16 protein-coding genes are annotated in these 16,587 nt (G+C 58.2%); 9 read left to right on the top strand and 7 right to left on the bottom strand.

Annotated features, from left to right (window positions below):
* The first annotated feature begins 57 nt into the window (after nucleotides 1–57).
* The 3 genes from JFT81_RS12510 to JFT81_RS12500 are packed head-to-tail and all read left to right on the top strand — an operon-like array spanning nucleotide 58 to nucleotide 2,428.
* A complete protein-coding gene (locus JFT81_RS12510; protein ID WP_201227551.1) occupies nucleotides 58–810 on the top strand; it encodes a 5-oxoprolinase subunit PxpA in 753 nt (250 codons plus the stop codon).
* The gene (gene pxpB, locus JFT81_RS12505; RefSeq protein ID WP_201227550.1) at nucleotides 807–1,511 is read left to right on the top strand and encodes a 5-oxoprolinase subunit PxpB; all 705 of its coding nucleotides are present in this window, start codon (nucleotides 807–809) and stop codon (nucleotides 1,509–1,511) included. Before JFT81_RS12510 ends, pxpB begins: the two co-directional genes overlap by 4 nt.
* Nucleotides 1,508–2,428, top strand: a complete 921-nt coding sequence (locus JFT81_RS12500) for a biotin-dependent carboxyltransferase family protein (protein ID WP_201227549.1) — start codon at nucleotides 1,508–1,510, stop codon at nucleotides 2,426–2,428. The genes pxpB and JFT81_RS12500 overlap by 4 nt, the downstream gene beginning before the upstream one ends.
* A 96-nt stretch (nucleotides 2,429–2,524) precedes the next feature.
* On the opposite strand, the gene JFT81_RS12495 is transcribed toward JFT81_RS12500, so the two are convergent.
* The 3 genes from JFT81_RS12495 to JFT81_RS12485 form a co-directional block, all read right to left on the bottom strand.
* A complete protein-coding gene (locus JFT81_RS12495) occupies nucleotides 2,525–3,703 on the bottom strand; it encodes a VWA domain-containing protein (protein WP_201227548.1) in 1,179 nt (392 codons plus the stop codon).
* Nucleotides 3,704–3,715: 12 nt separating this feature from the next.
* Complete coding sequence (locus JFT81_RS12490) at nucleotides 3,716–4,561, bottom strand: MoxR family ATPase (protein WP_201146965.1); 846 nt, start codon at nucleotides 4,559–4,561, stop codon at nucleotides 3,716–3,718.
* A gap of 204 nt (nucleotides 4,562–4,765) precedes the next feature.
* Nucleotides 4,766–5,842, bottom strand: coding sequence for a DUF748 domain-containing protein (locus tag JFT81_RS12485; RefSeq protein ID WP_201227547.1), 1,077 nt, complete (start codon nucleotides 5,840–5,842; stop codon nucleotides 4,766–4,768).
* A gap of 127 nt (nucleotides 5,843–5,969) precedes the next feature.
* On the opposite strand from JFT81_RS12485, the gene cysK reads away from it, so the two are divergent.
* The 3 genes from cysK (at nucleotide 5,970) to JFT81_RS12470 (ending at nucleotide 9,478) form a co-directional block, all read left to right on the top strand.
* Nucleotides 5,970–6,944, top strand: a complete 975-nt coding sequence (gene cysK, locus JFT81_RS12480; protein WP_159814663.1) for a cysteine synthase A — start codon at nucleotides 5,970–5,972, stop codon at nucleotides 6,942–6,944.
* A gap of 185 nt (nucleotides 6,945–7,129) precedes the next feature.
* The gene (locus JFT81_RS12475) at nucleotides 7,130–8,068 is read left to right on the top strand and encodes an aspartyl/asparaginyl beta-hydroxylase domain-containing protein (protein WP_201227546.1); all 939 of its coding nucleotides are present in this window, start codon (nucleotides 7,130–7,132) and stop codon (nucleotides 8,066–8,068) included.
* A gap of 174 nt (nucleotides 8,069–8,242) precedes the next feature.
* Complete coding sequence (locus tag JFT81_RS12470; protein ID WP_201227545.1) at nucleotides 8,243–9,478, top strand: TerD family protein; 1,236 nt, start codon at nucleotides 8,243–8,245, stop codon at nucleotides 9,476–9,478.
* 76 nt (nucleotides 9,479–9,554) lie between these two features.
* Here JFT81_RS12470 and JFT81_RS12465 read toward each other — a convergent pair whose 3' ends face one another.
* Both JFT81_RS12465 and JFT81_RS12460 read right to left on the bottom strand, forming a co-directional pair.
* Nucleotides 9,555–9,734 carry a hypothetical protein gene (locus JFT81_RS12465; RefSeq protein WP_201227544.1) on the bottom strand — a complete coding sequence of 60 codons (180 nt, stop codon included), beginning with the start codon at nucleotides 9,732–9,734 and terminating at the stop codon, nucleotides 9,555–9,557.
* 49 nt (nucleotides 9,735–9,783) lie between these two features.
* Entirely contained in the window at nucleotides 9,784–10,317 is a 534-nt protein-coding gene (locus JFT81_RS12460) for a hypothetical protein (RefSeq protein WP_201228091.1), read from the bottom strand.
* Nucleotides 10,318–10,506: 189 nt separating this feature from the next.
* Between JFT81_RS12460 and JFT81_RS12455 the strand changes: the two genes are divergently transcribed.
* A complete protein-coding gene (locus JFT81_RS12455) occupies nucleotides 10,507–10,671 on the top strand; it encodes a hypothetical protein (RefSeq protein ID WP_201227543.1) in 165 nt (54 codons plus the stop codon).
* 97 nt (nucleotides 10,672–10,768) lie between these two features.
* Nucleotides 10,769–11,632: a DMT family transporter gene (locus JFT81_RS12450; protein ID WP_201227542.1), complete on the top strand. Its 864-nt coding sequence runs from the start codon at nucleotides 10,769–10,771 to the stop codon at nucleotides 11,630–11,632.
* Between the two features lie 92 nt (nucleotides 11,633–11,724).
* On the opposite strand, the gene JFT81_RS12445 is transcribed toward JFT81_RS12450, so the two are convergent.
* Nucleotides 11,725–12,633, bottom strand: a complete 909-nt coding sequence (locus tag JFT81_RS12445; protein WP_201227541.1) for a DMT family transporter — start codon at nucleotides 12,631–12,633, stop codon at nucleotides 11,725–11,727.
* Between the two features lie 83 nt (nucleotides 12,634–12,716).
* Nucleotides 12,717–14,342, bottom strand: a complete 1,626-nt coding sequence (locus JFT81_RS12440; protein ID WP_201227540.1) for a methyl-accepting chemotaxis protein — start codon at nucleotides 14,340–14,342, stop codon at nucleotides 12,717–12,719.
* 409 nt (nucleotides 14,343–14,751) lie between these two features.
* Between JFT81_RS12440 and aceK the strand changes: the two genes are divergently transcribed.
* Nucleotides 14,752–16,473 (top strand): bifunctional isocitrate dehydrogenase kinase/phosphatase, encoded by a 1,722-nt coding sequence (gene aceK, locus JFT81_RS12435; RefSeq protein WP_201227539.1) that lies wholly within the window; start codon nucleotides 14,752–14,754, stop codon nucleotides 16,471–16,473.
* The last annotated feature ends 114 nt before the right edge of the window (nucleotides 16,474–16,587 follow it).

Here is a 16,587-nt window from a genome sequence, read left to right as displayed (position 1 = left end):
TGCCCAATAGGCAAACGTCCTACAGATAAAAAGACAAAAGCTACAGGAGTGTTCACCGTGAGCCGCCTGCTATTGAATTGCGACATTGGCGAGAGCTTCGGCAGCTGGACCATGGGTCTGGATGCCGAGGTCATGCCCTTCATCGATTGCGCCAACGTCGCCTGCGGCTTTCATGCCGGCGACCCGAGCATCATGCGCAAGACTGTCAGCCTGGCCCTGAGCCATGGCGTGCAGATCGGCGCGCATCCGGCCTATCAGGATCTGGCCGGTTTCGGCCGGCGTTCGATGGCTTACTCCGCGCAAGAGCTGCAAGACATTCTGCATTACCAGATCGGCGCCCTCGACGGCATCTGCAAGGCGCAGGGCGGGCGGGTCAGTTACGTCAAACCCCACGGCGCGATGTACAACGACATGATGGCCAACCCGGCGCAGTTGCGTGCGGTGATTCAGGCCGTGGCGGCATACGACCGCGCTCTGCCGCTGATGCTGATGGCCACACGCGACAACTCGGCGGCGCAGCGGATCGGCGATGAATATGGCGTAACGCTGTGGTTCGAAGCGTTTGCCGATCGCGCCTACGACAGCGCCGGTCGACTGGTCTCGCGGCAACTGCCGGGCGCGGTGCATCACGAACCGGAAAAAATCATCGAGCAAGCACTGACCATTGCCCGTGGCGGCGACCTCGTCGCCAGCGACGGCAGCACCTTGCAACTGCAAGCCAACACCCTCTGTGTACACGGCGACAACGCCAGTTCGGTGGCCGCCGTGCAACGCATTCGCGAGGCCTTGAATCAGCAGAGCGCACCATGAACCCAAGGATTGAAGTAGTGGCACTGGATTGCCTGATGCTGCGTCTGTTCGATGAAATCGCCGAAACCAACATGCCGTGGATGCTTGCCGCCAGTGAGCGTTTGCGGGCGGTGTTTGGCGCACAACTGATTGATCTGGTGCCGTCCTATACGACGTTGATGGTGCATTACGATCTGACGGCTTTAAGCCCGAATCAGGCGCGGGAATTGATCGCTGAGGCACTGATTGATTTGTCGCCTAATGCGCGAAGCGGCGGCCAATGCCACGTGTTGCCGGTCTGGTACGACCTCAGCGTTGGGCCAGAATTGAGCTTGCTGGCTGAGCGCAGTGGGCTGTCAGTGGATGAGGTTATCCGTCGTCACAGTGGCCGCGAGTATCAGGTGTTCGCCCTCGGTTTCGCGCCCGGTTTTGCCTTCATGGGCCTGGTCGAAGAGACTCTTGCTGCGCCACGCTTGAACACCCCGCGCAAGAAAGTGGCTGCCGGCAGCGTTGGTATCGCTGAGCGGCAGACCGCTGCCTATCCCGCCGTGTCTCCCGGCGGCTGGAACCTGATCGGTCGTACTCCAGCGAAATTGTTTGATCGCAATCGTGATGGCTACAGCCTGATGCAGCCTGGCGACACCGTGCGTTTCGAAGCCGTGAGTCATGCTGAATTTATCAATCTGGGCGGTGACGACAGGCCATTGGAGGCGCAGGCATGAGCCGACTGACGATTGCGGCGAGTACGCCGCTGTGCCTGTTGCAGGACGCCGGACGTTTTGGCGTACGGCATCTTGGCGTCACTCAGGGCGGCGCGGCGGATGGGTGCTCGATGAGCTGGGCCAACTGGTTGCTGGGCAACGGACTGGATCTGCCCGTGATCGAAATCACCCTCGGCGGTTTTGCCGTGGTGGCTGAAGAGGATTGCTTGCTGGCGCTGGCCGGGGCAGATCTTGGCGCGCAGATTGATGGTCAGCCGTTGGCGCCGTGGCGCAGTTTCAAATTGAGCAAAGGGCAGACGTTGAAATTTACGCAGCCGTTGCTCGGCGCTCGGGCTTATCTGGCGGCACCCGCTGGCTTTGATGCGCCAAAGGTATTGGGCAGCAGCGCGACAGTGGTCCGCGAAGAACTTGGCGGGCTGGATGGCATGGGCCTGCCGTTGATCAAGGGTTCGACGCTGAGTTATCGCGGTGAGTCGCGGCGGGTTCGTGAAGTGCCGTTGGCGCTACGGCCGGATCTGAAATCGAATGTGCCTCTGGATCTGGTGCTCGGTGCGCAGATCGGCCAGTTCAGCGGGCAGAGCCTGTTTGATGTGTTCAACAGTGCCTGGACGCTGGACAGCCGTGCCGATCGCATGGGCATTCGCTTGCTGGGCAAGGCGTTGGCATATCAGGGGCAGCCGATGATTTCCGAGGGAATTCCATTGGGCGCGGTGCAAGTGCCGCCGGACGGGCAGCCGATTGTGTTGCTCAATGATCGGCAGACGATTGGCGGTTATCCGCGATTGGGCGCGTTGACGCCGTTGGCGTTGGCGCGGCTGGCGCAGTGTCTGCCGGGGGCGCAGGTGCGGTTGCGGCCGGTGGTGCAGGACGTCGCGCACCGTGAGCACATCGAGTATTTGCAGCGCTTTTCTGAGTAGCTAGAAGCTTCGCGAGCAGGCTCGCTCCCACAGGTGAAATGCATTCCAGTGTGGGAGCGAGCCTGCTCGCGAAGAGGTCATCACTGACTACGGAGATTATTTGGACAGAAACCGCATCCCTTCCTCGAGCCCGCGCAACGTCAACGGATACATCTGATCCTCGATCAAATCCCGCACGATGTTGGTCGACGAGGTATACCCCCAGGTATCTTTTGGATACGGATTGATCCAGATGAGTTTCTTGTACTTCTCCATGAAGCGCTGCATCCAGACATAACCCGGCTCTTCGTTCCAGTGCTCGACACTGCCGCCGGCCTGGGTGATTTCGTATGGCGCCATGGCGGCGTCACCGATGAAAATCACCTTATAGTCAGCGCCGTACTTGTGCAGCAGATCCTGAGTCGAGAAACGCTCGGAGGTGCGGCGCATGTTGTTCTTCCACACCGATTCGTAAACGAAGTTGTGGAAGTAGAAGTACTCCAGATGCTTGAACTCGGTCTTGCAGGCCGAGAACAGCTCCTCGCAGATCTTCACGTGCGCGTCCATCGAGCCGCCGATGTCAAACAGCAGCAGCAGTTTGACCGTGTTGCGCCGCTCCGGGCGCATTTGAATATTCAGCAGGCCGGCGTCGCGAGCGGTGTGGTCGATGGTGCCATCGATGTCCAACTCTTCTGCCGCGCCTTGGCGGGCGAACTTGCGCAAACGGCGCAATGCCACCTTGATGTTGCGCGTGCCCAGCTCCACCGAATCGTCGAGGTTCTTGTACTCGCGCTGATCCCAGACTTTCACCGCTTTGCCCTGGCGCTTGCCGGCATCGCCAACCCGAATGCCTTCCGGGTTGAAACCGCCGGAACCGAACGGGCTGGTGCCGCCGGTACCGATCCACTTGTTGCCGCCGGCGTGACGTTCCTTCTGTTCCTCCAGACGCTTCTTGAACTCTTCGATCAGTTTGTCGAGACCGCCGAGGGACTGGATCTGCGCGCGTTCCTCGTCGCTCAGCGAACGCTCGAATTCCTTGCGCAGCCAGTCTTCGGGAATCAACGCCTGCAAGTGATCGTCGAGTTTTTCCAGACCATTGAAGTAGGCGCCGAACGCGCGGTCGAACTTGTCGAAATGGCGCTCGTCCTTCACCAGAATCGCCCGCGACAAGTAATAAAACTCGTCCATGTCGGCGAACGTCACGCGCTGCTTCAGCGCGTTGATCAGGTCGAGCAGCTCGCGCACCGACACCGGCACCTTGGCTGCACGCATTTCATTGAACAGGTTGAGCAACATGGCATCAGCCTCTTAGCGGGTGCCACGACGGCTCATGAACGCCAGACGCTCGAGCAATTGCACGTCCTGCTCGTTCTTTACCAGGGCACCGGCCAGCGGCGGGATTGCCTTGGTCGGATCGCGTTCGCGCAGCACTGCTTCGCCGATGTTGTCGGCCATCAGCAGCTTCAGCCAGTCGACCAGTTCCGAGGTCGACGGCTTCTTCTTCAGGCCCGGCACTTTGCGCACATCGAAGAACACGTCGAGCGCTTCGCTGACCAGATCCTTCTTGATGTCGGGGTAGTGCACGTCGACGATTTTTTGCAGGGTCGGGCGATCCGGGAAGGCGATGTAGTGGAAGAAGCAGCGGCGCAGGAAGGCGTCCGGCAGCTCTTTTTCGTTGTTGGAGGTAATGATGATGATCGGGCGCTTCTTGGCCTTGATGGTCTCGTCGATCTCGTAAACGTAGAACTCCATCTTGTCGAGTTCTTGCAGCAGGTCGTTCGGGAACTCGATGTCAGCCTTGTCTATTTCGTCGATCAGCAGAATGACGCGCTCTTCGGACTCAAAAGCCTCCCAGAGCTTGCCCTTCTTCAAGTAGTTGCGCACGTCGTGGACTTTTTCAGTGCCCAGTTGCGAGTCGCGCAGACGGCTGACCGCGTCGTACTCGTACAGGCCCTGATGCGCCTTGGTGGTCGACTTGATGTGCCAGGTAATCAACCTGGCGTTGAACGATTCGGCCAATTGCTCGGCGAGCATGGTCTTGCCGGTGCCCGGCTCGCCCTTGACCAGCAGCGGCCGCTCCAGGGTGATGGCGGCATTGACCGCCAGCTTCAGGTCATCGGTGGCGACGTAGGCCTGGGTGCCTTCGAACTTCATCTGCTAATCCTCGAACGGTAACGCCGACCTGAGCGGGCAGGGCGGGGGCGAAATAATCGGATGCCCGACTATAACGCGCAGGCCGGTCGACTGTGAACGCAGACGGCTTATTCAGTCTCTGAATGGGGCGTCACATGTTGACTCCCCTGTGGTGAGGGGATTTATCCCCGACGGGCTGCGAAGCGGCCCCTAATACGAATCAACCTAACCCGCATCCGGCTTGGGTCGCTCGTATCGCGCATTGAATGCCTGAACAAAGCCATTACGCAAAATCTGCAAAAATGCCTCAAATGCGCTGATATTTTGCTGATGCACGTTACCGCTGAGTTCGACCTTGGTGGCGAATTGATTTTTCGCCTGATTCTTCAGCACGGTTTCAGTGCCGCCGACCAGCGCCTCCCAGACTGAGCGGAAGATGCTTTTGTTCTTGTTTTCGACGTCTTGCTGCCAGTTGAATACTTCGACGTCGCGCAACAGCGGTTTGATATAACCGCTGACCTGGGCTTTTTTGGCTTGTGCTTCGATTACCACGTCACCGTGGCCGGCGTTGAAGTCGAACTTGCCGTAAGCCGAGGCGAAGTCGTTCATGCTCTTGAGTTCGATGTCTTTGGCGCGCAGACGGAATTCGAAATCTTCGAAATTGCTCAGGGGATCGAAAGTGGCGCTGGTTTCCAGCGGCGCGTGACCCAGCAATTTGGCTTTGCCTTCGAAGCGGGCGTCGCGTTTACCCTGTTTGTCGACCACGTTGGTCAGGTTGTAGATGCTGGCCTCGACGTTGGTGGCGTTCATGTTCACTGGTGGCTTGGAATTGAAGTTGCGGAAACTGATCTTGCCTTTGTGAATCTGTACTTCGTCGAGGGTGATCGGCAGCAATTTTCCCAGCTGGGCGCGCCAGTCAGTACCTTGACCGGTCTGGGAATTCTGCTTGTTGCCTCCACCATCGACGAAGTTGACCTCGGGATTGAAGAATTTCACCTGCGCCACCACAGCATGGTCGTACCACAGCGAGTGCCAACTGACCGCCAGATCAATCACCGGTGCATTGACGAACGGCACCGGCACTTTGCCGTCGACCTTGACGATTTTCAGCCCGTTGATGGTGTAAGCGCCGCGCCACAGTGCGAGGTCAACGTCGGTCACCTGGCCACGGTAATCGCCCATGTTCGCCAGTTTGTCGTTCAGATAGTCGCGCACCACATAAGGCAGGGCGATGTGCAATGCGATCAGCAGCACAACGATTCCTGCGACAGTCCATAACGGCCAGCTGTAGCGACGCTTCATGTGGGCGATTCCCTGACGGTGTAAAGCGATTGACTACTGCGTGTTGCAGACGTTCGCTCCGACTGGACTGTGATGGGCAACAGGCATACCTTTGGCGCTGAATTCAATGCTGCATAAGGACCCAGCCATGAGCCGTATTTTTGCTGACAACGCCCATTCCATCGGCAATACGCCGTTGGTGCAGATCAACCGCATCGCGCCGCGTGGTGTGACCATCCTGGCCAAGATCGAGGGGCGCAACCCCGGTTATTCGGTCAAATGCCGGATCGGCGCCAACATGATCTGGGACGCCGAAAGCAGCGGCAAACTCAAGCCGGGCATGACCATCGTCGAACCGACTTCCGGCAACACCGGCATCGGTCTGGCGTTTGTCGCTGCCGCTCGTGGTTACAAATTGATGCTGACCATGCCGGCCTCGATGAGCATTGAACGGCGCAAGGTTCTCAAAGCGTTGGGCGCCGAGCTGGTGCTGACCGAGCCGGCCAAGGGTATGAAAGGGGCGATCGAGAAGGCCGCGGAAATTGTTGCCAGCGATGCCGACAAATATTTCATGCCCGCGCAATTCGACAATCCGGCCAACCCGGCGATTCACGAAAAAACCACTGGCCCGGAAATCTGGAACGACACCGACGGGGCGGTCGATGTGCTGGTGGCTGGCGTCGGAACGGGTGGAACCATCACCGGTGTTTCGCGGTATATCAAGAATACCCAGGGTAAACCGATCCTTTCCGTGGCCGTGGAGCCGGTGTCTTCTCCGGTGATCACCCAAGCGTTGGCCGGTGAAGAGATCAAGCCGAGCCCACACAAGATTCAGGGCATCGGTGCCGGTTTCGTGCCAAAAAACCTCGATCTGTCGATGGTTGATCGCGTCGAACTGGTGACTGACGAAGAATCCAAGGCCATGGCCCTGCGTCTGATGCAGGAAGAGGGGATCTTGTGCGGGATTTCGTGCGGCGCAGCTATGGCAGTGGCAGTGCGTCTGGCGGAAACCCCGGAAATGCAGGGCAAGACCATCGTCGTGATTCTGCCGGACTCGGGTGAACGTTATCTGTCGAGCATGTTGTTCAGCGATCTGTTCACCGAGCAGGAAAATCAACAGTAAAACGAATTGATTCAAGTCAGCCAAGGTTCAGCATCGGTATGTTAATAAGCGCTTTGTTGCGCAATCCTTAACAATGAATCTTGGTTGAAGCGGGTTTTTCCCGAAGCCGGTAGTGTTTATCATGGCCGGCTGCCATGCCGGGTACATGGCGTTGCGCAGCGTTGTCTTTTTTCAAGGAGTTGTTGATGACCTTTTCGTTTGCCGCCAAGGCGTTTGTGCTGCTGCTGTTTCTGGGCAGCACGCTCTATGTGCATTTGCGCGGCAAGGCGCGCTTGCCGGTATTGCGCCAGTTCGTCAACCACTCGGCGCTGTTCGCTCCGTACAACGCTTTGATGTACCTGTTCTCCAGCGTGCCGTCCAAGCCGTATCTGGATCGCAGCAAATTCCCGGAACTGGATGTGCTGCGCGATAACTGGGAAACCATTCGCGACGAAGCCATGCACCTGTTCGACGAGGGCTACATCCGCGCTGCGGAAAAGAACAACGACGCCGGTTTTGGCTCGTTCTTCAAGAAAGGCTGGAAGCGCTTCTACCTCAAGTGGTACGACAAACCCCTGCCATCGGCCGAAACGCTGTGCCCGAAGACCGTGGCGCTGGTCAGTGCAATACCCAACGTCAAAGGTGCGATGTTCGCGTTGCTGCCGGGCGGCAGTCACTTGAATCCGCACCGCGACCCGTTTGCCGGTTCCCTGCGTTATCACCTCGGCCTGTCGACACCGAACTCCGACGATTGCCGGATCTTCGTCGACGGTCAGATCTACGCCTGGCGCGATGGCGAAGATGTGATGTTCGATGAGACGTACGTGCACTGGGTCAAGAATGAAACCGAAAAGACCCGCGTGATTCTGTTCTGCGACGTTGAACGTCCGCTGAGCAACCGCTTCATGACCCGCGTCAACCGCGCCATCAGTGCTTGGCTCGGCCGTGCTACCGCACCGCAGAACCTCGATGATGAGCGTGTCGGCGGGATCAATCAGGCGTACGCCTGGAGCAAGAACTTCAGCGACAAGTTCAGCGGTGTGGTCAAACAGTGGAAGCGTCGCAATCCCAAGGCTTACCGTGTGATGCGTCCGATACTGGCGGTGCTGGTCCTGACGCTGCTGGGCTATTGGCTGTTTGGCTAAACCGGCCTCGAACAAAAAACCGCTCTGTATGAGCGGTTTTTTTATGCGCGTCTGAGCGTGCATCACGCGCCATCGTTCTGCATCAGCCGTTAAACTCCCTCGCGCAACCCCTCAATGAAGGCGCAGCACACCGGCAGTGTGCTGATATACACCCCATGGAATAGGCGAATCCCCTTGAATCAATCCCTCAAGCCTGGCGAAAACACCACCCTCGGCCTGCCCAAAGGGCACGTCGTTGTCACTCATGCCGCAGGCGACAATCTCGACGTGAACCTCACGGCCTTTCTCGTCACTGACGCCGGCAAGGTCACGGGTGACAGCGATATGGTTTTCTTCAATGCCCCGGAACACGCGTCCGGCGCCGCCATGTTCATCGCTCCGGTCACACAAAGCGGCATCGTCAGCCACCGCATCGGTTTTGATCTGGCGCGTATGCCGTCCGGCATCACCAGGATCGCCATTACCCTGACGCAAGATGGCAGCGGTGGTGGTTTTGCAGCGGTAAAGGATCTGCGTGCCCAAGTCGTTGTCGGTGACCAGATACTGGAACTCGCACCGGGGGCATTCAGCCAGGAGACGGGCATTATCGTGCTCGATCTGTACGTTCGAAATGGCCAGTTCAAGGCGCGTTCGGTATGGCAGGGTTTTGCCTCGGGACTTGCCGGGCTTTGCGGCCTCTACGGGGTTGAGGTTGAAGAAGAGGCGCCAGCCGCTCCTGCGGCCAAACCGGTGAACATCGCCAAATCGCTGATCACCCTCGACAAACCGGGCACCAGCCACAAGGTCTCCCTGGAAAAAGGCCCGTCTGCACCGAAAGTCATCCGCGTCAGCGCGACCTGGGTGGATAACGGCGATGACGACGACAATGACGATCTTGACCTCAGGATCGGCATCCTGCGGCCCGATGGTCGAATGTCCTTCATCCAGGCCCCGGACAAGAGCGGCGCCTTCGATATCGATCCCTTCGTGTTCCATACCGGCGACGTGGTCAGCGCCAGCGATTCGGCACCGGCCATTGAAACGGTCGACATCAACCCGGCGATCTCCCAGCACATGGGCGGCAAGGTTGCGCTGGTCTGCAGCGTCTATTCTGCGCTGGACAACGGCGCCGTCTCGGTGGCTTCACTTAAACCGAAAATGCGTATGGAGTACGGCGATCAGGTTGTCGAGTGCGCCTTCGAGTTCGAGGACGATGAGTTCAGCAGCACGGTCTACACCTACGTGATCGGCTTGATCGAGATCGACCTTGATCACATTGAACTGAGCCCCTCCGGTATCACCTCCGAGAGCACCAGCGAAGCGACCCCGTGGCTCACGCGCCAGGGCGGAAAACTGGTGCTGACCATGGATGGGCCTGAGGTGTTCAAGGGGTATCCGCCGGAAGAGTGCGGCAGTAAACGTTACGTCTGAGTGCCAGTGATCAACGCGTCATACGCCGAGCCGATGACAGCGTATGAATAAAATGCCGCTCTTCATGAGCGGTTTTTTATTGCGCAAAAGTGAAGGACGCGCCAGCTAAAATGCCTCCAGGCTCCTCAACAATCGGATTCACCAACGCCTCTTTGATACGACGTAGCTGAAAATCGGATAGATCACCGCCGGAGTGCGTTCGCTTGCCTTTTACCGGTTTGATGCCTGTCGCTTTCTTTTCAACGAGCGCTTTCATTATTTCTCCGTCGTTGATCATTAAATGAACAATGGATCCGATACTAGTCTCACTCAACAAGCATCACAAGCCGCCCTTCTGAATCAAACTGGAAGCCCAGTTGTCGGTAAAGAGGAATAACCCCGGATAGAGGTTCCTGAATTTCAATGTGCTTGCTGCCAATAATTCGCGCGAAGTGGATAACTGCGGTTAAGGCATACGTTGCCACGCGACTCTTTAGTGGATGATTATTTCCGGGCTGACCTTCCAGTCGTACAATTTTCACTCGCAATCGGCTCTGATTCGGGTTCGCAAAGCAGAGTCCGCATAACTCTTGATCAAACCAGATCGCCAAATCGAAGCCCATTGGCTCTCTGGCCTTCCATCCGATCACGTCTTGCCAGGAAAAAAAAGGATCAAGCCATGTTTCATAGGCATTCAACGCGTGGGCATCTATCGCTTCGAAACGAACCCGGGAGTGATCGACATCCACACGATCACTCTGCTCCAAGCTCCTTTGTAGTTTCGCAAAAGTAGTACCAGCCTGCTTCCTGGCTTGTGATCGGTACACCTGATACCGCAAGTAAGTCCTTTCCCTTGGCATGTGATCCCATACATTCCCTGTCCCCCCGTAGTTGGGCATCGCCTTGCAACCCAGCCTATTCACCTCCCACCGACCTGTCGCTACCGGCCCTTTGCCCAAGTCATTGCAATCTGTGTCCCCGGCTGGTTATATTCAGCCTTCGTGAGCCAGACGGTTCATCGACTCCACCTTAAAAAAGATCTGCACCTCATGCCTGCATCCCACCTCAACGCGGTAGTCGATTCAGCGGTCAACGCTGGCGTCGTGCCGTGCGGGGATCAGCAGCCGCAGCAGATCAGTCATTACCCCCCACCTGTCAGTAGCACGCCGGTGTGCGCAGTCGTATCACCGCCGGGCGTTGGCGTTTCGGGCTGATCGGCATTTTCTGCTGACCCTACGCGCCCGCCTGCAAAAACCTACTGAATTTCAGCCTCGGCTGAGTTGGCTATTTGCCTGACTACAGGTGGTATTCATGTTTGTTCTTTCGAAAAACTCCGCGCTCGCGGCGACTTCCACGAGCCTGTTCGTTCTGCTGTGGAGCAGCGGGGCGATCTTCTCCAAATGGGGCTTGGCCCATGCCTCGCCATTTGCCTTTCTGCTGATCCGCTTCGTGATCGCCTTATGTGGGCTGGTGCTGCTGGCGCCGTTACTCAAACTGAAGTTGCCCAAGGCTGGCCGACCAATGCTGTATGCGATCGCCACGGGCGTGGTGCTGCTGGGGGCTTATCAGATTTTCTATCTGCTGGCACTGAACAGCAAAGTCACGCCGGGGGTGATGGCTACCATCATGGGCGTGCAGCCGATTCTTACCGTCGTGTTGATGGAGCGTCAGCGTTCGGCGAGCCGGATGTTCGGGTTGGCGCTGGGGCTGGCCGGTCTGATCATGGTGGTTTACCAAGGCATCGGCCTGGCCGGGATGTCCTGGGCGGGGATGCTCTTCGGTCTGCTGGCGCTGGCGAGCATGACCCTCGGCTCGATCATGCAGAAACGCGTCACCGACAATCCCCTCGGCACGTTGCCGGTGCAGTATCTGGCGGGTTTGCTGTTGTGCGGGATATTCGTGCCGTTCCAGCCGTTTCATTTCGAACACAGCGCCGGTTTCATCGTGCCGGTGTTGTGGATGGGGCTGGTGGTTTCGGTGCTGGCGACGCTGCTGCTGTATCGGCTGATTGCGCGAGGCAATCTGGTGAATGTCACCAGCCTGTTTTATCTGGTGCCGGCGGTGACGGCGGTGATGGATTACCTGATTTTCGGCAATCGTCTGGCGGCGTTGAGTGTGCTGGGGATGCTGTTGATCATCGTCGGCCTGGCATTCGTATTCCGTAAAACGAAATAACGCGATCCCTGTAGGAGTTGACGAGTGAAACGAGGCTGCGATCTTTTGATCTTGAAGATTAAAAGTCAAAAGATCGCAGCCAGCGGCAGCTTCTACAGTTTTACCACCTCTGCGGGTTTGACCACCGCAGGCTTCAACACCAGCCATAACGCCAATGCAATCAATACTCCGCCGTAGATATGCGCCATCGACAACGGTTCATCCAGCAACAGCGCACCCCACAACACGCCGAACGGCGGAATCATGAAGGTCACGGTCATTGATTTCACCGGGCCGATGGAGCTAAGCAGGCGGAAATAAATAATGTAGGCAAACGCCGTGCAGCCCAGGCCCAGGCCGAGCAGCGACAACCAGACACTCCAGCCGCCCCAGCTTGCGGGAGGTTGGGTGGCCACGCTGTAAGCAAACAGCGGCAGCAGGAACAGCGTCGCCCCGAGCATGCTGCCCAAGGCCGACAGACGGCTGTCCAGGCCGCCAGCCTGATCCAGCCAGCGCCGTGCGAGGAACCCGGCAAAGCCATAACAGGTGGTCGCGAGCAGGCAGGCAAGGGCACCCATCAGCAGTTGCATATCGAACGCCACGGGACCGGCGCGCGTCAGCACACCGACGCCGAACAGGCCGAGGAACACCCCGCCGAGTTTGGCCGCAGTGAGTTTTTCACTGAAGAAGAGACCGCCAATCAGCACGCCCATCAATGGCGTGGTGGCGTTGAAAATCGCCGAATAGCCGGCCGGCAGTACTTGCGCGGCTACCGAGTACAGGGTCGCCGGAATCCCTGAATTGATCACGCCCAGCAGCATCACGGTTTTCAGTTTGCCTTTGAAATCCCACTTAACGCGCATCAGCCCAAGGATCACCAGCAGCCCTGCGGCGGCAATCGAGACGCGGAAGAACCCGGTCGGAACCGTGCCGATCACTGGCGCAATAATGCGCATGAACAGAAAACTCGCGCCCCAGATGGCTGCCAGCGACAACATACGGAAAATATCGACAGGGCTCACGGCGGGCCTCCTTCCAGAATCGGGACGAGAGTGTTGCCGAGCGCCCTGACGAAGGCAACCGCTATTCGGGCATGCAACTTTTCTCAGATCACGAAACGTGTGACCAGCCCGTTGAGGTCAACCGCCAGGCGCGACAGTTCCTGACTGGCGGCTGAAGTCTGCGTGGCACCGGCGGCGGTCTGTGTCGACAGATCACGGATGGTCACCAGATTCTGATCGACCTCGCGGGCGACCAGCGCCTGCTGCTCGGCGGCGCTGGCGATCACCAGGTTGCGTTGATTGATCTGTGAAATCGACGCGGTGATTTTCTCCAGTGCCTGACCGGCACTGTTGGCCCGCCGTAGCGTCTGGCCAGCCTGTTCGGCGCTGCTTTGCAAGGCCCCGACGGTGGCACCGGTGCCGTGCTGGATGCTGCTGATCATCAGCTCGATTTCTTCAGTGGAGTTCTGCGTGCGTTGCGCCAACGAACGAACTTCATCGGCGACCACCGCGAAGCCGCGTCCGGCTTCCCCGGCGCGCGCGGCTTCGATGGCGGCGTTGAGTGCCAGCAGATTGGTTTGCCCGGCGATGCCGCGAATCACCTCCAGCACCTTGCTGATGTCCTGCGCCTGCGTGGCCAGACCCTCGGCTTGCTCGGACGCGCCGAGCACCGCACTGACCAGTTCCTGAATCGAACTGATGGTCTCGCTGACCTGCACATGACCGTGCTTGCTGTCCTCGTTGGAGGCTTCGGAAGCTTCGGCACTGGACACGGCGTTGGCAGCGACTTCATCCACTGCCGTGCTCATCTCGGTCACCGCGGTGGCGGCTTGCTCGATCTGATCGTTCTGCTGTTGCAGGCCACGGGTGCTTTGTTCCATCACCGAGCTCATTTCCTCGGCAGCCGAGGCCAGTTGCTGCGCCGATTCGCTGATGCCGCGAATGGTCGAGCGCAAGTTGATCTGCATCTCGCCGAGGGCGTCGAGCAACTGTGCGGCTTCATCTTTGCCGCTGCTGCTGATCTGGCCGCTGAGGTCGCCCGAGGCGATGCGCCGCGCCACGTTGAGCGCCTGATTGATCGGCGTGGTTATGCTGCGGGTCAGCATCCAGGCCAGCAATAACGTGGCAGTCAACGCAATGACGATGATCGACGCGACGATCCACTGCGCCCGTTGGTACATCGCAGCGGCATCTTCGGCGGCAGCATCCGCACCTTGCTGATTGAGGGTGATCATTTGCTCAAGGGTTACGTCGAGCACTGTGCCCTGCGGTGCCAGTTCGTTGTTCAGGCGCGCTGCAGCCTGCTCATTCTGGCCGGCCTCAGTCTGGCTGATGATCTGGTCGAGGATACTCAGGTATTTGCCGACGGCCGCATTCAGGCGATCGAGCATCACCTGTTCCTGATCGCTGGTAACCAAGGCTTTGTGGTCGTTGAGGCGCTTGAGCAATTCTTCACGTTGCGCCTTGAGGATGGCTTTGCTTTTGTCGCGGATCGTTGCTTGGGTGTTGGCCGTCATGCGCAAGGATTCGAGGCGGATGCTGGCGATGTTTGCCGCCGTGTCGTGAATGCTCTCGATGCTCGGCATCCATGACTCTTCGATGACCGCGGCGCTTTCGCGCAGATTTTTCATCTGGCCCAGGCCAAACAGCCCGACCACCACCAACAAACTGGCCAAAACGGCGAAACTCAAACTGGCGCGCAAACCTATGCGCAGATTCCGGATAGACATCAATGTGCTCCTTGATCTTTGAGGGGGAGGTCGTCCTCGTGGGCCGAGGATCTTGTTGTGGAGGGAGTAATGGCGGGCTGTATATCAAAGTGCCACTATTTTGGTAAGACCAATCCGGCTGATCATTCGGCGCATTCCGAACAGGCGTGGACGAGCGCAGGAAAGCGGCGAGCTAGAGATGTCGGCGAAGATTGGATCCGAAAGCCAGAGAATCCGTGGGCTGGCGCAGAGCCGTGATGAAGACTGTATTGACTGTTTGCTGACCGAACGGTCGATTAAAAAAACTTTGCAAATAACTGTGTCGTTGTACAACTTTGCTGCGGATTTGGCAGAAATTGCGCTTCACCTGCGTACGGTTCCGTGGCTAAGCTCAGGCACAGATTTCCACATGCACGCAGAGGTCTCATCTATGCCGCAGCAATGGCCAGCCACCGACATCGCCCGCATGATCCTCGATGGCTTTGACGATTACCGCGAGCATTTCCGCCGGATCACCGATGGCGCGCGTGAACGCTTCGAACACGCGCGCTGGCAGGAGACACAGACCGCGTCGGCGGCCAGGATCAACCTCTATGAAGAGAAAGTCGGTGAGACCATCGCTCGGCTACGCGAGCATTTCGACGATGAGTCACTGATGAATGTCAGCTGCTGGCCGCTGGTGAAAAGCGCTTACATCAGCGTCATCGACCTGCGCTTCGACGATGAACTGTCCGAGACCTGGTACAACTCGATTTTCTGCGGGCTGTTCAGCCATGACCTGATCAGCGACGGCTGCATGTTCATCCACACCACCCGCCCGAGTTTGCGCCGTGCCCGCGCCGCACAAACCCGCACGTACAAGCCGCAGGGCCAGTTGTCGGGGATGCTCGCAAGCATTTTTGCTGACTACCGCTTCGGCGAGGATTACGCCGATTTGCCCGGCGACTTGCGCCGCCTCGAAGCGCAACTGCGCGAGAACCTGCCGGACTGGGTGTGCAAGGATCCGGAACTCAGTGTCGAGTTGTTTTCCTCGGTGCTGTACCGCAACAAGGGTGCGTATCTGGTCGGGCGCATTTACACCCGCGATGAGCAATGGCCGCTGGTGATTCCGCTGTTGCACCGCGAAGGGCGCGGGATTCAGATCGATGCGTTGATCACCGATGAAGCCGATGTGTCGATCATTTTCTCTTTCACCCGTTCGTACTTCATGGTCGACGTGCCGGTGCCGGCAGAGTTCATCGGTTTTCTGCGGCGCATTTTGCCGGGCAAGCACATTGCCGAGCTGTACACCTCGATTGGCTTTTACAAGCACGGCAAATCCGAGTTCTACCGCGCGCTGATCAATCACCTGGCCAACACCGACGATCAATTCATCATGGCCCCCGGTGTCCGTGGCATGGTCATGAGCGTGTTCACCCTGCCGGGCTTCAACACTGTTTTCAAGATCATCAAGGACCGCTTTTCGCCGTCGAAAAACGTCGACCGCGCCACGGTGATCGAGAAGTACCGACTGGTGAAAAGCGTCGATCGGGTAGGGCGCATGGCCGATACCCAGGAATTCGCCGATTTCCGTTTTCCGCTGAGCAAGTTCGATCCGGCATGTCTTGAGGAATTGCTCGAAGTGGCGCCGTCGACGGTGTCGGTCGACGGCGACACAGTACTGATCCGCCACTGCTGGACAGAGCGACGGATGACTCCGCTCAACCTCTATCTGGAGAACGCCAACGACGCCCAGGTGCGTGAGGCGCTGGAGGATTACGGCCTGGCGATCAAGCAGTTGGCGGCGGCGAACATCTTTCCCGGCGACATGCTGCTGAAAAACTTCGGCGTCACCCGTCACGGGCGTGTGGTGTTTTATGACTACGACGAGATCTGTTTTCTCACCGAAGCCAACTTCCGTCATATTCCGGCACCGCGTACGCCTGAGGACGAAATGGCCTCCGAGCCCTGGTATTCGATCGGGCCGCTGGATGTGTTTCCCGAAGAATTTCCGCCGTTTCTGTTCGCCGATTCCGGCCAGCGCAAGTTGTTCGATCAACTGCATGGCGAGTTGTACAACGCCGATTACTGGAAGAGCCTGCAAGAGGCGATTCGGGCGGGGAAAGTCATTGATGTCTTCCCATACCGGCGCAAAGGCCTCGATAACGAGTAGCTCTTTTGAAAGCCCCTCACCCCAGCCCTCTCCCGGAGGTAGAGGGGGCCGACCGAAGTGTCCGGCGTCAAACATCGACCTGAAAGATCTTGGCGATTATGGATTCGGTAGAGT

The sequence above is a fragment of the Pseudomonas sp. TH43 genome, assembly GCF_016650635.1.
Lineage (GTDB): Bacteria > Pseudomonadota > Gammaproteobacteria > Pseudomonadales > Pseudomonadaceae > Aquipseudomonas.
Note: the sequence above shows the minus strand (reverse complement) of the source record. Positions and strands in the feature narration are given on the sequence as shown.

Excerpts from the sequence above, each read along its gene's own strand:
- JFT81_RS12460 (WP_201228091.1), bottom strand. The coding sequence starts at position 10,317 with ATGCCAAGGGAAAGGACTTACTTGCGGTATCAGGTGTACCGATCACAA.
- JFT81_RS12495 (WP_201227548.1), bottom strand. The coding sequence starts at position 3,703 with ATGTTGCTCAACCTGTTCAATGAAATGCGTGCAGCCAAGGTGCCGGTG.
- pxpB (WP_201227550.1), top strand. The coding sequence starts at position 807 with ATGAACCCAAGGATTGAAGTAGTGGCACTGGATTGCCTGATGCTGCGT.
- aceK (WP_201227539.1), top strand. The coding sequence starts at position 14,752 with ATGCCGCAGCAATGGCCAGCCACCGACATCGCCCGCATGATCCTCGAT.
- JFT81_RS12485 (WP_201227547.1), bottom strand. The coding sequence starts at position 5,842 with ATGAAGCGTCGCTACAGCTGGCCGTTATGGACTGTCGCAGGAATCGTT.
- JFT81_RS12465 (WP_201227544.1), bottom strand. The coding sequence starts at position 9,734 with ATGAAAGCGCTCGTTGAAAAGAAAGCGACAGGCATCAAACCGGTAAAA.
- JFT81_RS12490 (WP_201146965.1), bottom strand. The coding sequence starts at position 4,561 with ATGAAGTTCGAAGGCACCCAGGCCTACGTCGCCACCGATGACCTGAAG.
- JFT81_RS12475 (WP_201227546.1), top strand. The coding sequence starts at position 7,130 with ATGACCTTTTCGTTTGCCGCCAAGGCGTTTGTGCTGCTGCTGTTTCTG.
- JFT81_RS12455 (WP_201227543.1), top strand. The coding sequence starts at position 10,507 with ATGCCTGCATCCCACCTCAACGCGGTAGTCGATTCAGCGGTCAACGCT.
- JFT81_RS12440 (WP_201227540.1), bottom strand. The coding sequence starts at position 14,342 with ATGTCTATCCGGAATCTGCGCATAGGTTTGCGCGCCAGTTTGAGTTTC.
- JFT81_RS12450 (WP_201227542.1), top strand. The coding sequence starts at position 10,769 with ATGTTTGTTCTTTCGAAAAACTCCGCGCTCGCGGCGACTTCCACGAGC.
- cysK (WP_159814663.1), top strand. The coding sequence starts at position 5,970 with ATGAGCCGTATTTTTGCTGACAACGCCCATTCCATCGGCAATACGCCG.
- JFT81_RS12500 (WP_201227549.1), top strand. The coding sequence starts at position 1,508 with ATGAGCCGACTGACGATTGCGGCGAGTACGCCGCTGTGCCTGTTGCAG.